The organism is Aquibacillus albus (assembly GCF_016908325.1).
Classification (GTDB): Bacteria; Bacillota; Bacilli; order Bacillales; family Amphibacillaceae; genus Aquibacillus_A; species Aquibacillus_A albus.
Genome location: NZ_JAFBDR010000023.1, coordinates 53192 through 79710 on the forward strand (window position 1 = coordinate 53192; position 26519 = coordinate 79710).

Sequence of the window (26519 nt, forward strand, 5' to 3'; positions counted from 1 at the left end):
AGGGTGAGTAGATGGTTACAAAGATTGATTCCAAAAAATTAATTGCGCCAGGAGCAAGAGTTGAAGTCCGTGGGGAAGAATGGATTGTAAAAAAAGTAAATGCCATACAAGGTGGGCATAGCTACAAGGTAATAGGTGTATCTGAATTAGTGAGAAACCATGAAGCAATATTTCTAGATACCCTGGATGAAGTAATTGAAATTAGACCCGAAGATACTGAATTTGTATTTGATGATACAGAAAAATATAGAAAAAGTAGATTATATATAGAAGCACTTCTTAGAAAAACTCCACCGATTGATAACAAGCTATATACAGGTTATAGGGGAGCATTTGACCTTTCAGAGTTCCAGTTAAAACCAGCTTCCATGGCATTAGAAAACCTTCGTCCAAGAGTATTAATAGCAGATGCTGTTGGGCTTGGTAAAACAATTGAAGTGGGGATACTATTATCAGAACTTATCAAACGGGGGCGTGGAGATCGTATCCTTGTTGTTACAATGAAATCTATGTTAAGTCAATTTCAACAAGAGATGTGGGCCCGTTTTACAATTCCATTGGTAAGGCTAGATTCTGTAGGACTTCAGAAAGTGCGTTCAAAAATACCAAGTAACAAAAATCCTTTTAACTTTTATAATAAAGCAATTATTTCCGTTGATACACTTAAAAATGATAGTCAATATCGAACGTTTTTAGAACAGTCCCACTGGGATGCTATTGTTATTGATGAATGTCATAACGTTGCGAATGCGAATACACAAAGAAATCGTTTAGCGAGTTTATTGGCTAGAACCTGTGACTCACTAATATTAACAAGTGCAACGCCTCATAATGGTAAACCTCAGTCATTTGCTCAGCTAATCAATATGATTGAACCAACAGCAATCGCAGATGAAGAGGATTATACACATGAAGAGATTGAAGGATTGTTTACTCGTCGTTTTAAGAAAGACATCGAGCATGAAGTGGGAGATCAATTCAGTGACCGCCAACTACATGTCGAATCAATGAAAGCAACTAGAGAAGAAGAGCGGTTATTAAAATATATCCACAGTTTACGCTTTAATACTTTAGATGGTAAAAAGTCAAAACAATTATCAATCCCCGGATTAACAGGAATTAGGGGAACAAAGGATACTTTATTTAAAAATACATTGTTCAAGGCTTTCTTGTCTAGTCCAGCTGCCTGTTTACATACTGTTCAACAACGTATTAATAAACTAGAAAAGAGAATGGAAGAAGAACCACAAACGGAAGAAGTACTAGGTGAAGATTTAAATAAACTACAACATGCTGAAGATTTAGTCCTGAGAATCACGGATGAAACTTTTAGTAAGTTTGATAAATTCAAGTCATTGTTAAAAGAGTTGAAGTGGAATGGGAAGAAAAACTCCCCTAGAATCATACTCTTTTCTGAAAGGATTCAAACATTAGAGTTTCTTTCAGAGAAAATAAGAGAAGAGTTTAACGTTGATGAGGATGTTGTTCGTGTGTTTCACGCAGGGTTATCAGATGTGGAACAACAAGAAGTTGTGGAAAGCTTTGGTAAGGAAAATGCTCCAGTTCGATTATTGTTAGCTACCGATGTTGCATCTGAGGGTGTTAACTTACACTACTACTGTAATCATCTAGTGCATTTTGATATTCCGTGGTCACTTATAACTCTCGAACAACGTAACGGTCGTATTGATCGATATGGTCAACATAAGACACCTCATATATATTATTTATTAACAAAGTCTGATGATGATGAAATAAAGGGCGATTTTAGAATCTTAGATAAGTTAATTGAAAAGGAAAATGAGGCTCATAAAAACCTTGGAGACTCTGCAACAATTATGAATTTGTTTGATCCTGAGAAAGAGGAAGAGCACATTGAAAAAGAACTTGCAGAAGGTAAGTCTCCAGATGAAATTCTACCTTCTTTAGACGATTTGGATATGGATAAAATGCTTAGTGAAATGGACCAGATGTTAAACAAAGCAGAAACTCCTAAAAGTGAAGAATATAAAAAGAGTACACCTTATCAATGGATGGATGACTATGCATTTATGAAGCAAAGCTTACAAGTAGTACTTGATGAAGGCATAAATCAGAGAGATCAAATCGAATTTCTTGAGGATAATGAATCAATTGTGTGGTTCGCACCGGATGATGTTAAACATGTACTCACACATATGCCGAATGAAGCTGTTCCCAAAAATAAAGAGTTCCACTTTACTACAAATAGAGATAGTATTCAAAAGGCAATTTCAGAAGCTCGTAAAAACCAGGGGAAATGGCCTGATAAACAACTTCTATGGGAACAACACCCTTTGTTCGCTTATCTAATTGAAAGAGTTATTGTTAAATACGATAAAAATGAGGCTCCAATTATTCAGTTGCCAACAATCAAACGTAATCAGGTTATTTACTTTATTCAAGGAGTTTTGTTTAATAAACGAGCACAACCTGTCATTTCTCAATGGTTTGGCATTGAAGTTAATGGAGTGTCTCAAGAAGAAAGTAAGGTACATACTTTTGATGAACTCGAGGAGAAGCTTGGTATCAGTTCGGAAATATATAATCCTGGTGAATTTGAATATGACGTTTCCTTGCTTCATGATGAAAAAATAAATGCTATAAACACTGCTAAAGAGTATTTAAGCAAATTACGGGAACAACGTGGAAAATCCCTTATGCAAGATATAACAGATGATTTAAGAAAGCTTAAAAAGTGGAGAGATAAAAAGGTAGAGATCATAGAAAAGGAAGAAAGAGAGAAATCTGCTCGTGGAACAATCCCTAAACACATTGCTGCAAAACTAGAGCATGAACGGAAAACGGTTGAAGAGTTATATAAAAATCGGAGAGAGTGGATTAATAAAACTATGGCAACCGACGAAAGACCGTTCCTACGAATAGCAGCTGTATTTGTTGGTAAATAAGGAGTGAGAATATGGCAATAGATTTAACTGGGATTTCAAATGTTAATGAATTTTACAGTCATCATTATTTAGATTCTTTGTTAGAAGGGGATTTAAAAGGCTTATATAGAAAGTGGAAAGAAACCGATGATCGTTCACCTTATGAAAAATTATCAGGTATAGCAAATAAATATTTTAAAGCAAAAACAGATGCATTTAATGAAAAGAAACCTGAAGATCGTGTTGAAATAACTCGCAAACTTCATATTAAATTCCTCGAAGCCTTAGGATACGAGGTTAATCAAGTGATTAAGTATTCTGAAGGAGGTCAAGCAATACCTGTAATAACAAGTGAGAAGCGAGACGGAAACGAGTATTTATGGGTACTAGAAACAATATTTTGGTCAGATGATACATCTGTGTTCGAACTACCTTTAGTCTTGGAAAATAATGAAGATGAGGTTTCTTGGTTTGATGATTCAATTGATATGGCAATTCAAGATATATTTCGTTTGGACGAACCTCCAAGATGGCTGGTTTTATTAGCGGCACAAAAGGCCTATTTAATTGACCGCAATAAATGGGGACAGGGTAAGTATCTATTATTTGATTTAGACGAACTGTTTGGACGGAAACAAGCTGAGACACTCAAAGCTACTGCTGCTCTTCTTTCCAAGGATGCATTAGCACCTGAAGAAGGAAATGTTCTGCATGACGAACTAGATGAAAATTCTCATAAACATGCTTTTTCTGTTTCAGAAGATCTTAAGTATGGTATTCGACGTGCAGTGGAGTTAATTGGTAATGAATTTATCTATTATCGTTCAAAGATCTCGAAACAAAAGGTTTATGGTGATGAAGAACTAGCGGATAAGCTAACCAAAGAAAGTTTATCTTATCTTTACCGATTACTATTTCTTTTTTACGCAGAGTCCCGTAGTGAGGAATTGAATGTTGTCCCAATGAAAAGTGAAGAATATCGCTTGGGGTATAGCTTAGAAACATTGAGAGAGTTGGAGCAAGTACCACTAACTACAGAAGCTTCTAGGGAAGGCTATTTTTTGCATGAAAGTCTAACAACACTATTTAAGATAGTCAATGATGGATTCGGATATGATGATCAGTTTGAAATGGATTATGAAAGTGGGAATTATGTAGATTTTGGTTTTAATATTGATGGATTACAAAGTCCGTTATTTAACACAAAGGAAACACCCTTACTTTCTTCGGTGAAATTTCGTAACTTTGTATTACAGGAAGTCATTCAATTGCTTTCTTTATCCAAGGAAGGAAATAAACAAAGAGGAAGAATTAGTTATGCTCAGTTAGGAATTAACCAATTAGGAGCAGTTTATGAAGGGTTACTTTCGTACTCAGGTTTTTTTGCACAAGAAACTTTATATGAAGTGAAGCCAGCAAATGTCAGTAGTACAGATGAAACTGGTCAGTCCTATTTTGTACCTGGATCAGATATTGAGCAATACAAAGAAGATGAATTTGTTTTATTTAAGGATGAAGATGGGGTGAAAAGACGGAAAAAATATGAAAGAGGAAGTTTTATATTTAGATTAGCTGGAAGAGATAGAGAAAAGTCCGCAAGTTATTATACTCCTGAGGTGCTTACCAGAACCTTAGTAAGGCAAAGTTTGTCAGAACTTCTGAAAGGTAAAAATGCTGATGAAATTTTAGGGTTAACCATTTGTGAACCTGCTATGGGAAGTGGTGCATTTTTAAATGAATCAATTAATCAGTTGGCTGATGCTTATCTTGAAAGAAAGCAAATAGAGTTGGGGAAGGAAATTCATACTGATGATTATATCCATCAAAAACAGAAAGTTAAATCTTATATAGCAACTAATAACATTTATGGAGTTGATTTAAATCCAACAGCTACTGAATTAGCAAAGGTATCACTTTGGTTAAATACTATATATAATGGCTCAAATACTCCTTGGTTTGCTAACAGACTTTCTGTAGGAAATAGCTTAATTGGGATTAAAAAAGCAGTGTATTTTGAAGACGATATAATATCCGATAAATGGAAGAATAAACTGCCAAAAAAAATCTCTTTAAAACAGAATAGAAAAAATGATACTATTTATCATTTTTTGTTACCTAATAAGAATATGGTCCAATATGAAAATGATAGTATAATTAAAGATATTGCACCAGAAAATGTAAAAAATATTAGGAAATGGAAAGAAAATTTTAATCGCGAGTTTGATTTAAGTGAAATTAAAAGTTTACGGGAAATATCTAATAGAATAGATGATTTGTGGAATAGACATTACCGAAATGAACAAAGGGTTAGTAAATTAACTAGAGATAATATAGTTATTTGGGGTAGTGATGAAGAGCATAATGAAGAGAAGAAACTAAATATAGAACAAAAAGATAGTCTTTGGAATTCCAATAGGAATTCTGAACACTCTCCTTATAATGCGTTAAAGTTAGTAATGGATTATTGGTGTGCACTTTGGTTTTGGCCCATTGAAAAAACATCTTTACTCCCAACAAGAGATGAGTTTTTGTTAGAAATATCAACAATCTTAGATTCTGCCGAAGGATTTGGACCTAGTCTTAAACAAATCTTAAGTGCTACTGAGAGATTAGGTATTGTGGCAGAATTAAGTGAAAAATTACACTTTTTCCATTATGAACTAGAGTTTACATCAGTGTTTATTAAAGGTGGTTTTGACCTTATTATTGGTAATCCCCCATGGGGGCAAATTAAATGGGAAAGTGATTTAGTATTATCAGACTTTAACCCATTATTATCAATAAGAAAAAATTTACCACGACAGGAGAAAAAAGAAATATATGATTTGTTATTGAAAGAAAAGAAAGATATTTATTTTAGTGAATTTGAATATATGAATGGATTATTATCTTTCTTACAGCATGGTTCATTATTACATGAAATGAAAAAATTGAAACCTAACTATTATAAACCATTTATTTTCCAAGGCTTTCATTTTATGTCAGAAAAGGGTATTCAAGGTCTAGTGCATGGAAAAGGGATATATGATGAAAATAAAGCAGGAGATGCTCGGAAATTTCTCTATAAAAAGTTAATATATAGGTTTCAATTTTGGAATCAGCTAAAATTATTTGACATTGGAAATGCACGTCCATATTTCCTATCCATATTTAGAAATGAAACGAAAAGAAATATTTCTTTCTATTCAATATCTAATTTATTTCATCCCAAAACTATTGAAGAGAGTCTGAAACATAAAGAGAAAAATGATGTACCTGGTCTTAAAGATGAACAAAATAACTGGGAATTACGTGGCCATAAGGATAGAATTATTAAAATTAATGATGAGAGTTTGAAAGTTATAAGAGATATTTATGAAAAGGAAAATGATGACTATCAAACTGTGTATTTTCCAGAGATTCATGCAAAACAACTATTAAAAATATCAGAGAGGATAGCGGGTGTTGATTCATTTAATGAAAGGTTTGTAGCCAAATCTGCGTCTCAGTTATTATCAATGAAAAATTCTATAGATTCTGGTTTTGTAATTCGGAAAGATGCTCATCCGAGAACACTTGATAAAATGTTTATTCAAGGTCCGCAAATCTCATTGTGTAATATGTATTTTCAAGAGCCTAGAGTTAACTGTAAGAACTTCAGGGACTATGAAAAGATTAGAATAGAAGATGTAGATGATGAGTTTATACCAAGGTGTACCTATTGGATAAATGATATTACTGTTCTTAATGAACAACAATGGAATCATCTAAGTGGTTTCAGGATAGCGCATAGAAAAATGGTTGACTTAATGTCTGAGAGAACATTAATGGGAGCAATTATACCGCCACATGTTGCTCATAGTGACTCAATAAATAGTATTCAATACAATAACGAATATGATTTAGTTTTAGTAGCAGGGTATTTTTCCAGCATTGTTTATGATTCATTTATTAGACAATTAGGTAAAACTAATTTAAGACTAAATATATTTAATTATGTTCCATCACCGAAAAAAAATGAAAAATTGGAGCAATGTATAATAAATAGATCATTGCTGTTAAATTGTGTGACTAAGTATTTTTCACCTCTTTTTGATAGTCTATTTGATCCCAAAGGGGATTCATGGGCTAGGTCAGATTTACGATTAAAAGATTCTTTTAAAGGAGAAAGGAAATGGTCCAAAAACAAAATTCTATTAAATGACTATGAAAGAAGACAGGCTTTATTAGAAATAGACGTTTTAGCAGCATTAAGCCTGGATATAAAGGTCGATGAGCTAGTAGTAATGTATAATTCTCAGTTTCCAGTTTTGAAACAGTATGAAAATAAAAACTATTATGATCAGTTTGGAAGATTGGTACCTAATAATGTGGTGAAGTATTATACAAATAATTTTGGTACTGTTAGTCATAATGATTCGAATTTAGAGGGCTATAAGCTACCGTTTGAGCAATGTGACCGTGAAGCTGATATGCGTCAAGCATATGAACATTTCTCAAAAATAGCTAAAGGGGAGGTTAATGTATGATTCCATCTATTCTTGCTAGTGAAGTAAAAAGAACGGTTTTAGATTATTTGGATACTACCTTTAGCTTTCAAGATGATTCTTTATCAGAACATCTTAAAGATTTCTTATTAAATTCAGATGAAAAAATGTTTAAGGGACCTTATGTTTCAGTAAGGCTCCCTTACCGTAAAGCTGAGGAAGGTAAAAAGAACTTAACTATTTTTCCCCCTTTTACACCATATGTACATCAATTACGATCATTTGATAGGTTGTCTAGTCAAAACCAACAGCCTAAACCAACTCTAGTCACAACAGGTACAGGATCAGGTAAGACGGAGTGTTTCTCATATCCAATTTTAGATTATTGTTATCACCAACGTGAAGCCGGAATAAAGGCAATAGTTTTGTATCCGATGAATGCTTTGGCGTCCGACCAAGCTAAACGGTTAGCAGAAATGATTCATAATGACCAGGAGAATCTGGGTCATATTCGTGTTGGAATGTATGTAGGTGGAAACGGTATATATAAACAGATGGGTAAAGACCATGTTATTGATGATCGTGATACACTTCGTAAAAATCCACCAGATATATTATTAACCAACTACAAAATGTTGGATTATTTGCTTATCCGACCTGAGGATCGTCAATTATGGCAAAACAACGAAGAGGACATGCTTAAGTATTTAGTGTTAGATGAGTTACATACTTATGATGGAGCTCAAGGTTCTGATGTTGCTAATTTGATTCGAAGACTGAAAGCACGCCTTAATATTGATACTGGAAAGGTAGCAATGGTTGGTACATCAGCTACAATCGCTAGTGAGGATGAAAATTCTATTAAATCCTTAACAGACTTTGCAAGTGATATCTTTGGAGAAGAATTTAATAAAGATAGCTTTATTTTGGAAGATAGAATTGAATTAGATGATTTCTTGGATTATGAACCAAAATACTATGAGTTACCTAATGACTTAGATAAATTAACTCATGATGTAGGTGAGTCTCAGGACAGCTTTATTCGTTCACAGATGAAAGCTTGGTTTGGTAAAGAACAAATGACTACCATCGAGTTAGGGACTGAACTAAAACAGCATAGATTTCTTGAATCGATGTTGTCTTCTTTTCATAATGAAATAATAGAAATTGATGAACTTATTAATAAGCTCTCTAAGAGAGATCCAGACTTTGCATCAAAATCCAACGATCGTCAACAGGAAATAATTCACTCGTTCATTACGCTTATATCTTCAGCTAGGTTATTGGATGGGGATAGGATGATCCCATTCCTACAAGTACAAGTTCAAATTTGGATACGTGAAATGCGACGCTTGTTACGCAAGATAAGTAACAAGCCTGAGTTTTACTGGAAAGATGGGAATAAGCCAATAGATAAAGTGGGCTTACCAATGTATTATTGCAGGGAATGCGGACATTCTGGATGGTTAACATACCCAATTGATGGTAGCGGCCCTCTACAAAAGGATTCAACATCAATATATAATAGGTTTTTCGATAAAAGTCGGTTTATCAGTTACATTTATATAGATGATGGTGAAGACATTTATGTAGGCGATCAGCAGCAGATGACTGAAAAGGCATTTCTTAATCCTAAGGATTTGTCTATTCAAGCTGAGCAAAATAGAGTTGGAAATTATGTTCCTGTTGTTATAAGGGAAGCTAAGGTAACAAACACAAAGCCACCAAAGGATAGACATTGTTGTCCTAAGTGTGATGCTGAAGATTCAGTTATTATCGCGGGTTCCCAAGCTGCTAGTCTAGCTTCAGTTGCAATTAGTCATTTGTACACTTCACCATTCAATGAAGATAAAAAGTTACTGGTATTTACGGATTCTGTTCAGGATGCATCGCACCGCGCAAGCTTTTTTGAAAATAGAACATATCGTTTTAACTTCCGTACTGCTTTACAAACAGCGGTAGAATCTTTAAATGGGCCAATGACTTTAGTGGAACTACCAAATCATTTTTATAACTTTTGGATGAATCGCTTTTTAAAAGATAATGACATCAAGAACCCAGTTCAACATTTTACTGCTACGTTTTTGCCACCGGACTTAAAAGAAGAGCCAGTTTATAAAAAGTTCATAAAAAGTAAGACTGAACTTCTTCCTGATGAATTGGAAGTAATTTTAAGAAGACGGTTGTCATGGGAAATAACGATGGAATATGGTTTTAGTGCTAGAATCGGTAGAACACTAGACAAAGTGAGAAGTTCTATTGTTTATTTTGATCCAACTAAAATAGATGATATTTCCGATAAGTTCACAACACTTTTATCTGGTGATTATGGCCACGTATCTGATCTTGGTGAGGAGAAGATAAAACAATTTGTTTTAGGTCTTCTAACGAGGGTGAAATTTAGAGGCGGTATAGAACATGAATTTTTATCTCATTATCGTAATGACCAGAAGGGGAATACATTTTTATTAAGAAAAGAAAGAAACAAATATATGTCACCGATTGGTGGAGCTGTGCCACACTTTTTAACAGACGATAAAAATAGTAAGAATTTTGATTCGATTGTTACTGGAGGAAACCGAAATTCATGGGCTGTTGATTGGATGGGGCGAAGCCTATCACACAAACTTTCTATTCAAGATATGAACAAATTATATGTTCAATTTGTGGAGTATGCAAGAGAAGCTGGAATATTGGACAAAGTGACACGAGGCAATATTTCTAACTACGGTATAAGACCAGAATCCCTTTATATCACTACTGAAACCAAAGGCATCATTTGTGATAAATGTGGTTATCGTTTAACAATTGCAGATGATGAGCAATCTACATGGATTGGTGCAACTTGCCGCCGTTATCAGTGTAGAGGGCATTATGTTATAGATACTGATGAACGACAAAGCTTTTACCGTAACCTTTATTCAAAAGGTCATATACAAAGAATATACACTGAAGAGCATACTGGACTACTTGAAAGGTCAAAAAGAGAAGAAGTTGAACACTTGTTTAAGTCGAAACAGGGTGAGACATATGCTGATGCTCCTAACCTTCTTACATGTACTCCTACACTTGAAATGGGAATTGATGTAGGGGATTTATCGGCAACTATGTTAAATTCTGTCCCGCCAACAACAGCAAATTATGTTCAGCGAATAGGTCGTGCTGGACGTAAAACGGGGAATTCTTTAATTTTAACAATGTCTAAGGCACAAAAGCATGATTTATACTTTTATGCTGAACCGAAGACGATGATGGCAGGTCATGTAGCACCTCCTGGGAGCTATTTAGATGCACCCGAAATATTAAAACGTCATTTCTTTGCTTATTGTATGGACACTTGGGCTAGAGATGATCATAAAGCAAAAAATTTACCGAATAAAGTACAAATGATGCTTACTCAATATAAAAAAGGTGAATTTCCGAATACATTTATTAAATTCTATGAGAAGGGAAAGTCAACTCTAATAAATAATTTTACAAATCTTTATGAAGGTATTTTATCTGCTTCTAACAATGAAATGCTTCAAGAATATGTAAAGCAAAATATATTAGAAAATTCTATTGTACACGTTATTTCTAAAACAGAGAAAGAATTAGAGAAGTTAAAAAAATTGTCCTCTAGTATTAGGACAGAAATGAAAAAGTTGGAAGTGAACAAGTTAGTAATTGAAGATTTTGATATTAAGATTAAAGAATTGGAGAATGAACGAAAACTCGTATTTCGAATGATGAATGAAATTAAAGAGAAATATCCTTTAGAACTTTTCACAAACGAAGGTTTATTACCAAACTATGCCTTCCCAGAAAGCGGAATAAAGTTAAAGGCTATTATAAAGAAAAGACGTTTAAACGAGGAAGAAGACCCTTACGAAGTGTTTGAGTTGTTAAGGCCGGCAAGGTCAGCATTGCGAGAGTTTGCTCCTTATAATACTTTTTATGCTTCAAGAAGGAAAATACTAATAGATCAAGTAGACACTGGTGGATTAAAGAACCCTAAAATTGAGGAGTGGAAGTTCTGCAATAATTGTTCTCATACAGAATTAGTAACTGAATCTCATTATAAAACTGCATGTCCTATGTGTGGTAGTACAGCATGGGAGGATAAAGGTCAGAATCGCCAAATGTTAAAACTGGAGTATTTTGAATCAAAAACAGATGAAGTAGCTAGTTCAACGGTAGATGAAGGTGATGAACGCGAGAACATAAGGTTCCATATCCAACATTTCTTTGATATCAATAAAAATCAAGATAGTAAAGCATTTGTAATTGATGATATTCCTTTTGGGTATGAGTATTTGAATGAAGTAAAGATGAAAGAAATCAATTTTGGTTATCAACAAAATTTAGCCTTAAATAACAAAATGGATATTGCCGGAGATGAAGTTTCTAAAACTGGATTTAGAGTGTGTAAAGACTGTGGGATTGTAGAAAAACCTGTATTTATAGAAGGACATAAGCAACCAAGACATCGATATAATTGTAAGTATAACCAGCAAAATCAAGATCAAAAAGATGCATGGACAGATGTCGTGTTGTACAGAGAAATTACTTCCGAAGCAATAAGGATGTTAGTACCTGTATCTACAACACAACAATCCGAAAAGCTGTTAACATTTAAAGCATGTTTGGAACTCGGTTTAAGAGAATTCTATAAAGGAAATCCAGGGCATTTATTTGTCAGAGATCACTTTGAACCAGTTCAGGGTGAGGAACATGGAAGTCGTCACTATTTGGTTATTTATGATGAAGTACCAGGTGGTACTGGTTATTTAAAGAATCTTGTAGAAACGAACACGTTTATGGAAGTAATACAGAAAGCATACGATGCTTTAGTTGTATGCGAATGTCAAAATGATGACAATAAAGATGGATGTTATCGTTGTTTATATGCTTATCAGAACCAATTCGAGATTGATTCAATTTCAAGAACACAAGGAATAGAATTATTAAAACAAATTTTGGATCAGAGAGATAAGTTGGAGGCAACCAGTACCTTATCGAATGTAACTATCGATAGCCTTGTTGAAAGTGAGCTTGAAGAGAGGTTTTTAAATAACTTTAAGGCGTATATTAGCTCACTAAATATTGACAACTCCTGGGTTCAAACAATCTATCAGGGTAAGCAAAGTTTTGAATTTACATTTGATAATGAAAACTGGTGGAGACTTGTTCCACAAGTTGAATTAAACAGAGATGATAATGTGTTGATTTCTAGCAGACCAGATTTTATTTTTTATCCAATTAACCAAAATTCCGATGTAGACCCTGTTACAGTTTTCTTAGATGGGTTTAAGTACCATGTAAATCCGGATGAAAGAAGAGGCGAAATTGGACAAGACATTCGTAAAAGAATGGCTATTAGAGATTCTCAGAAATATTTGGTATGGACACTTTCGTGGGATGATGTCGAGGAATTTAGTAACCATAATGATTCACAAAGTTTGTTATTAACACCTGATGAAGTTAAAAAAGCTTTTCAATATAATAAGGCCCTAAAAAATCCCATTCAGGATGATGCTAATTCATTGGTTACTAAGAATAAAGTGGACCAACTTATTATGCTATTAAAGAATCCCAAGAGGGAAAATTGGGAAAAATTTGCTATGGCAATTATGTTTAGTATGCTAGTTAATCGCCCAAGGATTTCTGAGGATTATGGATTAACTAAAATTAGAGAAATAGCAAATTCAGAAGTGAAACCAAAAATTGATGTTGCAGATGATGCACCAGCAGGAGACTCCTTTTATATACCTAAGAATAAATTTTCCGAAAGTGATATCTTTAAAGGCTTCTTCTTAATACCTGCTCAGCAATATCAACAATTATACTTATTAATGAAAGGTGCAGAAGGAGTCCTAAATCCAAAAGCAATTGAAGGGATTATCAGGATAGAAGATGATTTCACAAATAGGAATTTGGATGATTATAAACGGACATGGAATGAATTCTGGCGTCTAAGTAATTTACTCCAGTTCTTACCTAATGTATATCAAGTTTCAAGAGAATTGATTGAAGAATTTGGAGATGATTTGTCACTTGAAACACAATGTGATAATGATATGTCTGAAGAATGGCTGGAACGTTTTGAAATAGTAGATGAGAGTTGCAAAGCAGTCCTTCATGAATTAATGGATAATCAAACTCCTGTACCTGAAGTAGGCTATGAAGTTGCATCTAGTCAAGGCACGCTGGGAGAACTGGAGCTTGCGTGGGAAGATAAAAAAGTAGGTGTTTTACTTGATGAAGACGAGGATTTGCTTAAAATTCTTAAAGAAAAACATTGGCAAGTATTCTTTTTAACCGAGATAAATCAGAATGTAACGTCATTATTAGATAGTTTAAATTAGAAAGGGGGAAGAGTAATTGCCTAAAATAGCTATCGGTGCAGAATTCTTAAAAGCAATGTCTAATATTCCAAAGTCAGAGCAAAAGAAAGTTCGTGAGTTCACAGAGAAGTTTAGAAAAGATCCTACACAATCTAGTATTAATTATGAACCCATTCATGATGTTAAAGATAAAAAAGTAAGAACAGTTAGGATAGGGTTAGCTTACCGTGCAGTTGTTCTTCATGCACCAAAAGGGGATGTATACATTCTTGTTTGGGTGGACAATCATGATGAAGCAATGAGATGGGCTAAAAATAAAGTGTTTGAAATTAATAGTGAAACTGGTGGATTACAAATAATAGACACTGAAATTATTGAGAAAGAACAGCCCGAAAATGAAGTTGCTGATAAAGTAGAAGAAAGTAATAAAGAAGAAAATCAAGAATATTTATTATTCGATGAGTTTACTGATAAACAACTTCAAAAACTAGGTGTTCCAAGACTGTTATTGCCTTCTATTCGGAGATTAGAAAATGAAGAAGAGTTAGAACAGATTAGAGAACATTTACCAGATGAAGCATATGAAGGATTACTCTCCCTTGCTGCGGGATTTAGCTTTGAAGAAACATTAGATGAACTAGGAAGAGAACCTGATAACGAAGAAATTGATCCTGATGATTTTGAGAAGGCTTTAGATAATCCAGATACAAAGAGAAGATTTGCAACGGTTACTTCAAATGAAGATTTGCTCGATATGTTGAATGCACCGTTGGATAAATGGAGAGTATTTCTTCACCCGACACAAGAGAAAATTGTGAAAAACAATAATAAAGGTCCCGTTCGCGTTTTGGGCGGAGCTGGAACTGGTAAAACAGTTGCAGCAATGCACAGGGCGAAATTTTTAGTTGAAGAAGTATTTACAAATACATCCGATAGTATCATCTTTTTGACTTTTACTGCAAACTTAGCAAAGGTTATCAGAAATCAGTTAGATTCTATTGTTCCGGAATCTTTAAGAAAACGAATCGTAGTCACGACTGTGCACAGTCTGGCTAATCGTATTCTAAAGAGATATGACGAAAACTTTCAAACTGTTTCCTCACGTGAGGTAAGAGAACAGGTGAAACATGCGTGGGAAATTGCTGTATCAACCGAAGAACTAGGCTTCGATGAATCATTTTATCGTGAAGAATGGGAAGATGTTGTTCAACGTAACGGCATTTCAACGGAAAAAGGATATCTAAGAGCAAAAAGAATTGGAAGAGGTACCCGAATTTCTCGATTACAACGTAAACAGATATGGAAAGTTTTTGAGGACTACCGTAGCTATTTAAACAGGCATAATATTAAAGAATGGGTTGATGTTGTACGAGAAGCCCGAATGGTAGTAGAACAGAATGATGTTGTATTGCCTTACAAAGCTGCAATTGTCGATGAGGCTCAGGATTTACACCAAGAAGACTATAAGCTAATTCGTACAATTATTCCCGAGGGTCCAAATGACTTATTTATAGTAGGTGACACGCATCAACGTATCTATAAAAATAAAGTCGTACTAAGTCATAGTGGTATAAATGTTCGAGGTGGGCGGTCTAAAAGGTTAAAAGTTAACTATCGAACGACAGAGCAGATTAGAAAGTGGGCCGTTTCTGTAATTGAAGGTTTACCATATGATGATTTAGATGAAGGATTGGATGATCAAAAAGGGTATAAGTCCTTGTTACATGGTTTAGATCCTGAAATTCGAAGCTTTGGTTCTTTGGAGGAAGAGCTAAGTTTTATTAAAGACTTTGTCCAAAATGCAGTTATGAATAAAGTTGAATTATCAAACCTATGTTTAGTAACAAGGTCAAACAAATTGATTGAAGATGTTTACGAACCATTTTTCAAAAAAGAAGGTATTACATCTGTTATCTTAAATCCTAATGAGACCAATCAAGGTGATGGGATTCGCTTAGCAACTATGCACAGAGTTAAAGGACTAGAATTCTCTCATATGATTATAGCTTCCTTAAATGAGGGAATAATGCCACCTAAAAACGCACTAGAAAAAGCGGCAGATGAGGTTTCCAGAAATGATATTATTCAGAGAGAAAAATCATTACTTTATGTGGCTGCAACACGTGCTAGAGATTATTTAGTTGTTACTTCGTATGGGGAGCAGAGTGAGTTGTTGGAAGTATAGTATATTAAAAACTTAAGATTACTTAGATGATAGTTCATTAATTAGATTGAATTTGGGGAGGTTTATTATGGATAACTTTGTGAATTTAACTAACACAGAAATAGCAGATTTAATATCAAATGCTAAGTTTCAAGTGGTTTATATTGCACCAGCAATGGAAGTTAACGTTGCAATCGAGATATTTGAATTTGTGCAAAGAACTAGCTTAGACCAAGTGGCTGTTTCTTTAGACTTAAGTACTGAAGTTTATAGAGAAGGTTTTGGTAACCCAGCAGCCTTAGATATTCTTTTGAATTCAGGAATACGTTTAAAAGATATACCAGGACTAAGATTAGGTATGTTGTTAGTTGATGACAAAGGATGGATATACACTCCAATTTCCAAAACTACCTCCCCTAATTCAGGAAGTTTCAGAAAGAATGCTCTTTTTGAAAAACTTAATAATAACTTTCTCGAAGGGTATTTAATTATGCCGATAGAGCCAGAACAGGCTTCTTTGTTCGATATAGGAATGGGAGAGAAGACAACACAAGCGATTAATGAAGCTGAACCGAACGAAACAGAAGAAAAAATTGAAAACATTAAGAAAAGTATAGAAGAAGAACCACTTCCGGATTTCGATTCACTCAAATTGCTTTCCGATTATAGAAAGCTAATACAATTTATAGAGATAACTTTTAGTGGAGCACGACTTGAACAGAAGACCGTTAAATTACCTAGCGAACTATTAAATGTTACTCAAGATAAAGGTTTTGAAGAAAAAATGAAAGCAACATACAAATTATTTAGTGAAGATATTTCTAAATATACTAAAGTGATGAAAGAAAAAGTAGATAACTTTAAAGAAAAATATACTTATTCACTTTCAAAAAAATATGGGCGAATAATACTCGTTGAGAAGAAAAACGATTTCGAGAATGCATATAATAATCTAATTAAAGAACTTGAGAAGCATAAAGAAAAGCTAGTTAAATATATAGATGACCAAATTGATATTACCAAAAAAGTTTTAATAGATTACTTTATCCCTGTGCTGAAAAACAATCCCCCTAATCATCTGAAAGATGATCGTGGAGAGTCGTTAGAAATTAGTGAGATTAGGAATTATATTAACTGGTTGCTTGATAGGGAATTTCCAAATTCTGAACACCTTTTAAGCCGAGTACATATTGAATATACATATAAAGATATAACAGAAGAAATGATTAAAGATGAGCATTTCCTTAAAGAGTTGGATAAGGCATTAAAGGATGAACCTATTAGTTTCCCACACTGGGATTATCAGCTGGAAATGTTTGATTTTAAAACAGAGAATAATGATAGGAATATTCGAATATTTAAAAAAGACGATATATACTACATAAAAAGTATTCGCCCTGAAAAGGTTTTTATACACAAGATTGAATCTTATACGAAGGTTAGATATTTTGATGATTACGCAATAGTTGGAGCAGAGATGTTGATGAATAACAACATTAACTACTCTGAGTTTTCAAGCGAAATGATTAAAATATTTGATGACAGTACTCGGCCTCTTATGAGAAGTATCTATGTGCAGTCACAGAAAATATTAGAATTCAACATTGATGAAATTGAAGAAATGTTATCAAATGACAGTTGAAAATATTTATAAAATCGTACCATCTAAGTTTGGGTTAGATGATAATAGAAGAAAGTTTAGCGTATTGAGTGAGTATAAACTTTTTGTAGTGTAGGGGAGGAAAGGCTTTGGCTAAAGTATATTTGATTAACACTAATAAAAATAATAATCCCGATTGTGAAGATGAAATGTTACAGAATCAAAAATGTTCAGCCTATTATACTCCATGGAAATATTACATAGATACCATTGAGGCAAATGACGTTGTGTTTTTATATAGTAGTGGGGAGGGAATTATTGCTAGGGGATTAGCTACTGGAATCGTAGAGGTAAATGACTACGAGGGAAATGAAAATGAAGAACACTACATGAATTTGAATCGATTTGAACTTTTAAATAGTCCACTGCCAGCCAGGGAAGTAACTGCAATTATTAGAGAAATTGCAGGTGATGATTTTGATATTCAATGGAATCAAACCATGATCCTTTTAGCAGAACACTTTGGCAGGAAAGTATGGCAACAAATCACCAGGTATTGCATTCATTAACTTACATATTTATATTTGTCTAGCGTACAATGTAGGTTTCTAATTTTTGAATTAAGAGGTGGTGCATCTAGAAGAGTCATTTACGGGTGGTGGCAGGCACTGTTTATTAACCTGTTTATACTTATGCCGGAATGTTACAGAAAATGTCGGAAAACCTGTATTGATTAAGCGAATCGAAAAACCTTGTAAGAAACAGTCTGACTGAATTGAACAAGCCATCAGTTAGTCAACGTATATGGAAAGCCTGAAAAACGTTATGAGGCTAGAAGTGAAGCTAATGCTGTCGATGTACAGATACATGATTAGTCATTAACAAAAGCAAGGGTTAAATCCTTCAGTGTGGACATTTGTCCATAGCGAGGGTCTGACACCCCTAGTCTTTAATCTGTTAGGTTAGTAGATTTGGAGGAATTGGTTGATTTGGTTGTGAAATGGTATGAGAATATGCCGAATGATGTAAGGACGTTATTACCGTTGCAGAAGATGTATGTGCCTGAGTAGGAAACTATAAAGAGGATTATTTTTGCTTCCATAAATATTAGACTCTTAAAGAGGGAGTGTGTGATTTGGATAATACCCCAAGCATTATCAATACTATTGGCGGTGAGTTAACCTATAATGATTCAAAAAGTAAGGGTAATGATGTATCAGTTCCTTCGGAGTTAATAGATTCTGTAAATAAAATTATTCAGGAAAGTATAAAAAATAAAGATTTTCCTTTAAACAAAGATAAGATAGATGATTTATGGAAAATATCCATAAACACAGAGTTTCAAAATGGAATTGATACTGGAAATCTATCTATTAAAAAAGGATCCCTAGAGATTAGAAATACCAAGACAGGTAAATTTGTTGGGAAGGCTCAACTTAATGATATGACACCCGAAGAACTTATCAAGAAAAATAATCCATCCACACTCTCTAGTATATCTAGAAATATTGCCAGCATGTCGGGGCAAATACAAATGGCTGAAATCTCAAAAAAACTCGATATTATACATGAAAAAATAGATAAACTCGGTCAGTTTTTATGGAAAGAGAAAGTTTCTAGCGTGCATAGTATAAATTCAGTTATTGAAGAAGCCATCGAATCACTTCCCAATAAGAATGTAATGGTTAGGATTAATGATTGTATTAAAGATTTGAAGTTTTTATCCGACTTTATCGAAGAAACTATAGAAGAAGTATTAAGTAGAAAAATAGAATATAAGCTTATTTCGAACTTCATAGATGGGTTGAAAGTTTGGGAATGGAGAAGTAAATATAGGAATGAATACAATAAAAAATATAATGATGAAATCCAGTTATTTATGCATGAGTATAGTTTTCTATTGGATTTATATTTCCAAACTCTCGGACTAATAGGAACCTGTTATCAAATAACTAATGAATACCATCATGCTTCCAAATATTTTAGGAAAATTGAATCTAAAATAAACTACTATTCGACTGAACTTGTTTCTAAGTTAATATACTTGTTGAATGTTGATGGTATTAGTATCAATGATGATATTTCTCTTTTACATATCGCTGAAAGGCTAAAAAAAAGAAAGATACCTAAAACTTAATACAAGAAATAACTACAAACGATATTAAAGTAGATGAAATTAAAAACATGCATAAAAGACTTGTTTCACAATTTGAAGAGATTCAAATATCTTATTATGTTTATACACAATTATTAATAGGAGACACAAATAATGACTGAATTAAACTGTCCATATTGTGAAAGAAGAAGGAGCTTTATAGAAAAAGAACAGAATAAATATGAATGTGAAACTTGCAATAATATATAGACAGTGCAAAGTAGAAAAATGTTCAAATCTCGTAAATCTCTCGTACGTTTGTAAAGAATGTATTGGTAAAGGCATTAAAAATGGTGGACCGGCAGGCTTAGTTGCATTAGGTATTGTAAGTAGTATTGCATTGAAGGTGTTAAGGAAAAGTAAGTAAGTATCTCTATTGTGATAGAATAGAAGATAATTTTAATATTAGAGGTGGATTAATTAATGGAAACGGTAAATTTAGTATTAGGAATTATTGCTTCAATACTATCTATTTCTGCGATAGTTTTTTCAAAAAATGTATCCGATAAAAATAAAAAAATTGAACAATATTTGAAACAGGAACTGAATATTACAATGGATTCATCAAAAAAAGAGGTGTTATCTAGTAAAAAAGCAATTTCAGGTGACAATGGAACTAGTATAATAGGAGATAACAATAAGTATAATGGAGGAAAATAATGGCGTTAAGTAATAGTGCTAAGAGTGGGGATAAAGGAACTTCAATTGTTGGGAATGAAAATACTCTAACAACTTATAAATTTAGCAGCCAGACTCCCAAAATATTAAAACGAAGTGCTATCTTTGATGTTTGTAAAATAATTGCAGAGCTTGATATCGATTATGATGATGAATATTCTATCCAAAACAATTCTGATTGGATGGAAAAGTTTGAGTACAATAAAGTTGACGTTTACGTAGAAATTTTTGATAATTATTCAGACGGTTATGATGAAGTCTCTAAGGTTTTACATGGCTATTTAAAAAAGACAATAATGGTTAAAAAAATTCGGACGGTTTATTTAGAAATTGAAAAACTAAGAGAAAAGGAAAAACTTGATGGTGATTATGTAGTTAAACAAGTGTTTAATCGTCTTAAAGAAGAAGTTTGGTATAGTGCATTGACTAGTGAATCCGAGTTATTAGATGAAGAAGTAGACGCAGCCATTTATATGATAATGTTCTATGCATTTACTAAATGTAAATTATTAAAGCCAGTGCCTAAGGATGATTAATATGATGATAATTGACAGAGATTCAAATCCTAAGGATACCATATATTACATATCTGCTTGTATATTGGGGGTTATTTCCTCTAAAAAGCATAACGTTGAGGATTTATACGAAACTCTAAAGGAACAGTACAATGACTCACTGGACTATACCATCTATTTACTTTCATTAGATTTTCTTTTTCTTATCGACAAAATTACTATTAATGAGGAGGGGGTACTTCAATGTTCATAAAGCGTTTGACCATTAATGAAACAAAACCTGCTCTTGAAGTTATTAGAGAAATTCCTTTTGTTAAAGGAATGAATTTTATTGTCGATGCCGGGAAAGATCAGGAAAAAGGAAATAGTGTTGGCAAAACCACTGTTTTGAAGTTGATAGATATATGTTTGGGAGCTAAAGACAGGAAATATTTATATTTTGATGATGAGACAAAACAAACAAATGAGAAACTAAAAAACTATATCATTGGTAACAAGGTTAATGTTGAACTGATGATTGTCGAGTCTTTCGACGATGAAAAATCAAGCGAATATATTCTTTCAGTGGATCTTTATCCTCGAGGTAAAAGATATATTAATGGTATAGAAATGAGTCAAAATGATTATTGGCAGCAACTTAATGTGATATTTTTTTCTAATTTGGCTGACTATCCTACATTTAGACAATTAATTAATATGTTTGTTAGAATAGATCAACGAGCAGACAATCACAAGTTTCTCAAATTTTTACATAGAACTAATGATGCAACTTACGAGAATATTTATTCGTATCTTTTTGAATTACAAGATCAGGAAGTAAGTAACTATATTTTGGATTTGAGAAAAGAAATTGCAGAGAAAAATAAAGAAATAAAAAACTTTATGTCTATAAATAATTTTAAATCTATAGATAGCATTAATCAAAAGGTGACTCTACTGGAATCGACTATTGATGAATTGAATAATCAAATGAACATATTAGTGAATTCAAGGAAGTTCAAAGAAAATGAAGAAAAGATATCTGAAATAAAAATTGAGTATGCAAACTATAATGACCAGATTGATGAACTTATATTTAAAAGACAGAGAATTACCGGAATTCTTGCTGATGCTAAGCATGAAATAAATAATGGAATTGACAAAGATGTTCTAAAAAACTTATATAATGAAACTCTTAAAGCGATGGGCAATTTGCAAAAGGATTTTGAGGACTTAGTGAAGTTTAATGATGAACTTGTGCATAACAAAATAAGATATTTCAATTCCCAATTAGAAAAGGTAGAGAAAAAAGTTTTTCGTCTCGAAAAAGAAAAGAGTCGACTGTTTGAGAAGCATAAGAATGTAATCATGTTGATAGAAGAAAATAAAATTGATGAGTACACTTCGTTGCAAGGTAAACTAGCAGAATACAACGAAGAACTTGGAAGTAGTAAGAATATTAGATCAACTTATAATCAATTAGAGGCGCGTATAGCAGAACTTGTTGAAAAATTAGAAAAGACTGAAGAAGAAGCTGATGTCAAAGAAGATTCGTTGTCTATCTTTAATAAATACTTTTCACAATATAGTGAAAAAACTAATGGTGAACCTTTCATGCTCTATAAAACTGAAAAAGGTTTTCCGTTTGGAATCGATTACGTTAAAAGGGGATTAAGTACAGGTACGAGGAAGTCCATTATTGCTGCATTTGATTTAGCATATCAACGATTAGCTAGAGATTTAGAGAAAAAGGTACCAAATTTTATAGTTCATGATGTAATCGAAACTATCGATCAGGTAGCTCTAAAGGCTATTATCAATATCGTGAACTCCATAGAAGGTCAATATATTGTAGCAGTTTTAAAAGAGAAAATTCAAGATAATGATTTAATACAAAAATCAAATATTGTAGTTACCCTCTCTGAAAATGATAGACCTTTTAATACTTAAAGTAAAAAATGTTTTTGAAGAATAAGGGTCCGACCAAAGTATCCAAGTGGAACTACTAACGTTAAAATAAGCTTGAAATAAATCGTATGAATGGTTGAAATAAAAATTAATAGCATAGTAGGAGGAAAGGCAATGCTTAAAGACTTAGAACCTGCCTATATTTCATTTAACCAAGTAGAAAAATTAGCAAAACAATTAATTGCAAAAGAAATAGGGAGGGTTATACCAGTAAATGTTGAAGGTGATGACGATAATTCTGGGCTGAGAATACGCGTAGAAATTGATGAAAGTTCATTATCTGACGATGAGGCAATCTATCTGGCGTCAAGAGGATTTGCTGTTGATCAACCATATCGAAGTGCACATTTTGTTTTAGAGGAACTAACTGAGGGAGTTCCATATGAAATTCTGCCCAGATTAGGACATGACGATGATGAGTTTGGTACATACTTCTTGGTGGAGATTCCGCATCATTGGTACATTACTAAAGAAGAGAAATAAGAACATTTATATTTGAAAGCAGTTTTTAATTTAGTGTCTAACATACCCGAATTTCACTTCAACTTGTTCGCCTGGCTCTTGAAATCTGTTAAAATATAAGTACCTGCCACCAACCAATACTTAATTTAATTTTAATTGTATTTAAGAATCGGAAGATGATCTAACTAATAAAGAATTAATATCTGATGGTGTAGCAGTTACTGGTCATGGTGAGGGTACAAAGTACACTTTTGATAAATAGATGGACAATAAGGACACTAAAGTCAAAATGTTATTGAGATAAAGAACCATTCATATGTTAGAGCACCTCACAAAATATTTTTAGAGGAGCTCTAATTGCTTTATTTTACCCTACAAACCGATACGGTGAATCGTATCACATATAGTGGTGAAGTTGGGCTGATTCAGAAATTAGTAAAAAAGCATAGGGAGAAATGTGATTTAGGATTTTTAGAGTTGTGTACAATAAAGGACAAAAGTAGGTGAAAAACCCATCAACTACTTAAAATTTACACACACTAAATTCCCTTACACAATTCTTACACATAAACAGTGTAAAACCTTGTTATATCAATGTTTTATGACCTATTTCGACCCCGACCACCTGTATCTAATCTAAGCACACAAATAACTAAATAATATTTTCTAAGAAATGAGACAGGGTAAAAATCCTTGTCTTTTTTTATACATTCATATGTACAGCATTGGTTTTATGAGAAAGAAAAATTATTGTATAATACATGTAAAGTGAAAATTCTAAATCGAGGTGGTTCTTAATGACTGCTGAAGAGATTATGAAAGCAATAGAAAGTATGGAAAATAGTGAAAGAATAAAGTTACTAAATAAATTATTTGATTATTACTTTGATAACAGACCTCCTAAGGAACAAATTATAAAAGAGAAAGAGGAGATGTTCTGGGGGAAAGATAATGACTAAACAAGGAAAACGAGGCGAAGTTTGGTTCGCTGAATTAAATGATAAGCGAAGGCCAGTCGTAATTGTTAGCAATGATAATGTTATTGCGGAGTTAGATCACTTAATCGCTACAGTTACTAGCCAGCAATCTAGGAATGACTTTGATGTCGTTATTGAATACTGGGAACAAGCCGGCTTAGCTAAACCATCTGTTGTAAGATGTTCAAAATTAAATACACTGCATTATGAAGAATTATTATTCAAGATTGGGAAATTACATGAAAGTGATTTAGAAAGTGTATTAACTACAATAAGAAATTATTTTTGAATCTATATCAGTTGTAGAGCTGAGAAATTCTTATGATAAATTGGATTGCTTACTTCATTTATAGGATACTAGTTAATATATAAAGAATTAAATCGTATGTGTTATAAATGAATTAAAAAAGAAGCTACATAGCACCAATGTTCAACACTTTTATCAACATCATGCCTTATCAACATCTCGTCCATATGCATAAAAAAGTGTAAGTATTTTCAATCGGAACTTAAATTTTGTTGATGGAATAAAAATATGGAGCTCCTCTAGGACGTTAGATCACATTGTTCCTCGTGCCTGAGGCTTAAGACCTCGCGTGTCAGCGTTATGGATTTTGTCCTATAAATACGGAATAATACGTGAAAACGGAGTCTATCCTTGCTAGAAGGTATTCCTGTAGGATGAAAAGCAAGGCCCCATATTCACGTTCTAGAGGAGCTCCATCAAAAAGTTCTCTGATAGATGAACTTTTAAAAACGATTTTTAAGAGTTTTTAGTTAAGTCCGGCCTTTTTTACTTAAAAAAGGTGGTTGCCTTATTTACCATTATACACTGACACCTTTTTTTATTATTCCTACTAATAGTTCTTTTTTAAAAATAGAATGAATTATCTAGATAACAACCAACTGATTTTTTCAGCTAATAATTTAGAGACATTTTCATTCAACATGCCTTCTTCGGTATGGGCAGGTGTAAAGCAGCATACTTTTCCATTTTCAAAAGAATGCTTCCAACCAGCAATCGAATCACCATCCACACCTGTACTCCATAAATCAACTTCCGTATTCTCTTTATCGAGATGGACAAAATACTGTTCATCAGACATCGTAAATGTATTCGGGCCCGTTTTTTCATTTTCGTTTAACATGTAAGTAACCTCTTGTAGTCCAGGTGGATGGTAGTCGAATGATCCTCGAAGCATTTTAATGTAATGACTATTTTCGTCAAAAGCAGCCATGCCGCCATGCCAAGCAAGCACACTGCCACCCTCTTTGACATAGTTTACTAGCTGCTTATCAAGTTCATCGGTTAACCATGTATAAACCTTTTCATCTCTTGGATTGATTTGGTCCATTTTTGCATTAATAAAGACATCTGGATTTCCCCTAAGCGCTTGTCCCACTTCTTCATAAGTAATATACTGTAAATCCACTTCTTCTTTATTCGGTAATCGATCAATTGCTGCCTCGAGACCTACTTTTGCTTCTTTTTCTGAATGCCAATAATCTCCTAGTAAAGCTACTATCCTTACCATTTCTATTCCTCCTTACCAGTTCATTTTATCTCCTTGGTAGTCAATAAACATGTGTTCCTCAATCGTTGGTGCTTTTAAAATCTGGTTGACAATGCCTGTTGCTGATTCTATCGCGTCAATGGTCGCGTTTTCATTAAATTCACCGAATATGTATGTTTTTACATAACCAGGATGGAACGCTAATACTTTAATTCCGTGATCAGCTAATTGATTCTGTAATATCGTTAGCCCCATGTTTAACGCTGACTTAGACATCGAGTAACCATATTCCTTAACCCTCCATGAATCTTCTAAACTAGCCGCTTCTGATGAAATGTTTGCAAGCATTTTACTATTACCTTTCATCAATAAAGGCACAACTGATTTTGATACACGTAATGGTCCGAGCGAGTTTGTCTCGAAAAGCTTCATCATATCCTCGTAGTTAAACTCACCAAAAATATCTTCGGAACGGTCTTTGTAAATCGCAGCATTATTTACAAGCACATCTAACTGTCCTCTTTTTTCTTCAATATAAGCAGCTGCTTGATCAACGGATGCTTGATTATTCACATCTAAAGATAAAATATGTAAATCATCACCATATTGCTCTTTAAGCTCATCAAGCTCTGGCCAATCATTCATAAATCGTCCAGCAAATACTTCAAAATCATTGGCAAGAAATACTTTAGATAAAGCCAACCCTAACCCTCTTGTAACTGCTAATCTAAAATAGACAGTTCTTGCTAGATAAAATTGAACACTTATTAACCAATTTCCTTCGGAAAAGTATATGATAGATTTTATGA

16 protein-coding genes and 1 pseudogene are annotated in these 26519 nt (G+C 33.3%); 15 read left to right on the forward strand and 2 right to left on the reverse strand.

Going from position 1 to position 26519, the window contains the following annotated elements:
* Positions 1-11: 11 nt before the first annotated feature.
* The 15 genes and pseudogenes from JOC48_RS16995 (at position 12) to JOC48_RS17055 (ending at position 24485) form a co-directional block, all read left to right on the forward strand.
* On the forward strand, positions 12-2927 hold the full coding sequence (locus JOC48_RS16995; RefSeq protein WP_204501614.1) for a helicase-related protein: 2916 nt from the start codon (positions 12-14) through the stop codon (positions 2925-2927).
* 11 nt (positions 2928-2938) lie between these two features.
* On the forward strand, positions 2939-7414 hold the full coding sequence (locus JOC48_RS17000) for an Eco57I restriction-modification methylase domain-containing protein (protein WP_204501615.1): 4476 nt from the start codon (positions 2939-2941) through the stop codon (positions 7412-7414).
* The gene (locus JOC48_RS17005) at positions 7411-13719 is read left to right on the forward strand and encodes a DEAD/DEAH box helicase (RefSeq protein WP_204501616.1); all 6309 of its coding nucleotides are present in this window, start codon (positions 7411-7413) and stop codon (positions 13717-13719) included. The genes JOC48_RS17000 and JOC48_RS17005 overlap by 4 nt, the downstream gene beginning before the upstream one ends.
* Before the next feature lie 16 nt (positions 13720-13735).
* Entirely contained in the window at positions 13736-15883 is a 2148-nt protein-coding gene (locus JOC48_RS17010; protein ID WP_204501617.1) for a UvrD-helicase domain-containing protein, read from the forward strand.
* 67 nt (positions 15884-15950) lie between these two features.
* Positions 15951-17504, forward strand: a complete 1554-nt coding sequence (locus tag JOC48_RS17015) for a hypothetical protein (RefSeq protein ID WP_204501618.1) — start codon at positions 15951-15953, stop codon at positions 17502-17504.
* A 107-nt stretch (positions 17505-17611) separates the two neighbouring features.
* Positions 17612-18031, forward strand: coding sequence for a hypothetical protein (locus tag JOC48_RS17020; RefSeq protein WP_204501619.1), 420 nt, complete (start codon positions 17612-17614; stop codon positions 18029-18031).
* A 384-nt stretch (positions 18032-18415) separates the two neighbouring features.
* A pseudogene (locus JOC48_RS21350) lies at positions 18416-18532 on the forward strand (restriction endonuclease); the annotation flags it as partial.
* 65 nt (positions 18533-18597) lie between these two features.
* Complete coding sequence (locus JOC48_RS17025) at positions 18598-19599, forward strand: hypothetical protein (protein ID WP_204501620.1); 1002 nt, start codon at positions 18598-18600, stop codon at positions 19597-19599.
* A 441-nt stretch (positions 19600-20040) separates the two neighbouring features.
* Positions 20041-20277 carry a hypothetical protein gene (locus JOC48_RS17030; protein ID WP_204501621.1) on the forward strand — a complete coding sequence of 79 codons (237 nt, stop codon included), beginning with the start codon at positions 20041-20043 and terminating at the stop codon, positions 20275-20277.
* A complete protein-coding gene (locus JOC48_RS17035; RefSeq protein WP_204501622.1) occupies positions 20277-20831 on the forward strand; it encodes a hypothetical protein in 555 nt (184 codons plus the stop codon). The genes JOC48_RS17030 and JOC48_RS17035 overlap by 1 nt, the downstream gene beginning before the upstream one ends.
* Positions 20832-20835: 4 nt before the next feature.
* Positions 20836-21063, forward strand: coding sequence for an ABC-three component system middle component 6 (locus tag JOC48_RS21795; RefSeq protein ID WP_390364328.1), 228 nt, complete (start codon positions 20836-20838; stop codon positions 21061-21063).
* On the forward strand, positions 21054-22739 hold the full coding sequence (locus tag JOC48_RS17040; protein WP_204501623.1) for a DUF2326 domain-containing protein: 1686 nt from the start codon (positions 21054-21056) through the stop codon (positions 22737-22739). The genes JOC48_RS21795 and JOC48_RS17040 overlap by 10 nt, the downstream gene beginning before the upstream one ends.
* Before the next feature lie 132 nt (positions 22740-22871).
* Entirely contained in the window at positions 22872-23240 is a 369-nt protein-coding gene (locus JOC48_RS17045) for a hypothetical protein (protein WP_204501624.1), read from the forward strand.
* Positions 23241-24016: 776 nt separating this feature from the next.
* Positions 24017-24178 (forward strand): hypothetical protein, encoded by a 162-nt coding sequence (locus tag JOC48_RS17050; protein WP_204501625.1) that lies wholly within the window; start codon positions 24017-24019, stop codon positions 24176-24178.
* A complete protein-coding gene (locus tag JOC48_RS17055; protein WP_204501626.1) occupies positions 24171-24485 on the forward strand; it encodes a type II toxin-antitoxin system PemK/MazF family toxin in 315 nt (104 codons plus the stop codon). Before JOC48_RS17050 ends, JOC48_RS17055 begins: the two co-directional genes overlap by 8 nt.
* A 598-nt stretch (positions 24486-25083) precedes the next feature.
* Here the strand turns inward: JOC48_RS17055 and JOC48_RS17060 are convergent.
* Together JOC48_RS17060 and JOC48_RS17065 are read right to left on the reverse strand one after the other, a co-directional pair.
* Positions 25084-25731 (reverse strand): ThuA domain-containing protein, encoded by a 648-nt coding sequence (locus JOC48_RS17060; RefSeq protein WP_204501627.1) that lies wholly within the window; start codon positions 25729-25731, stop codon positions 25084-25086.
* Between the two features lie 12 nt (positions 25732-25743).
* The coding region (locus JOC48_RS17065; protein WP_204501628.1) for an SDR family NAD(P)-dependent oxidoreductase at positions 25744-26519 on the reverse strand (776 nt) is incomplete at its 5' end.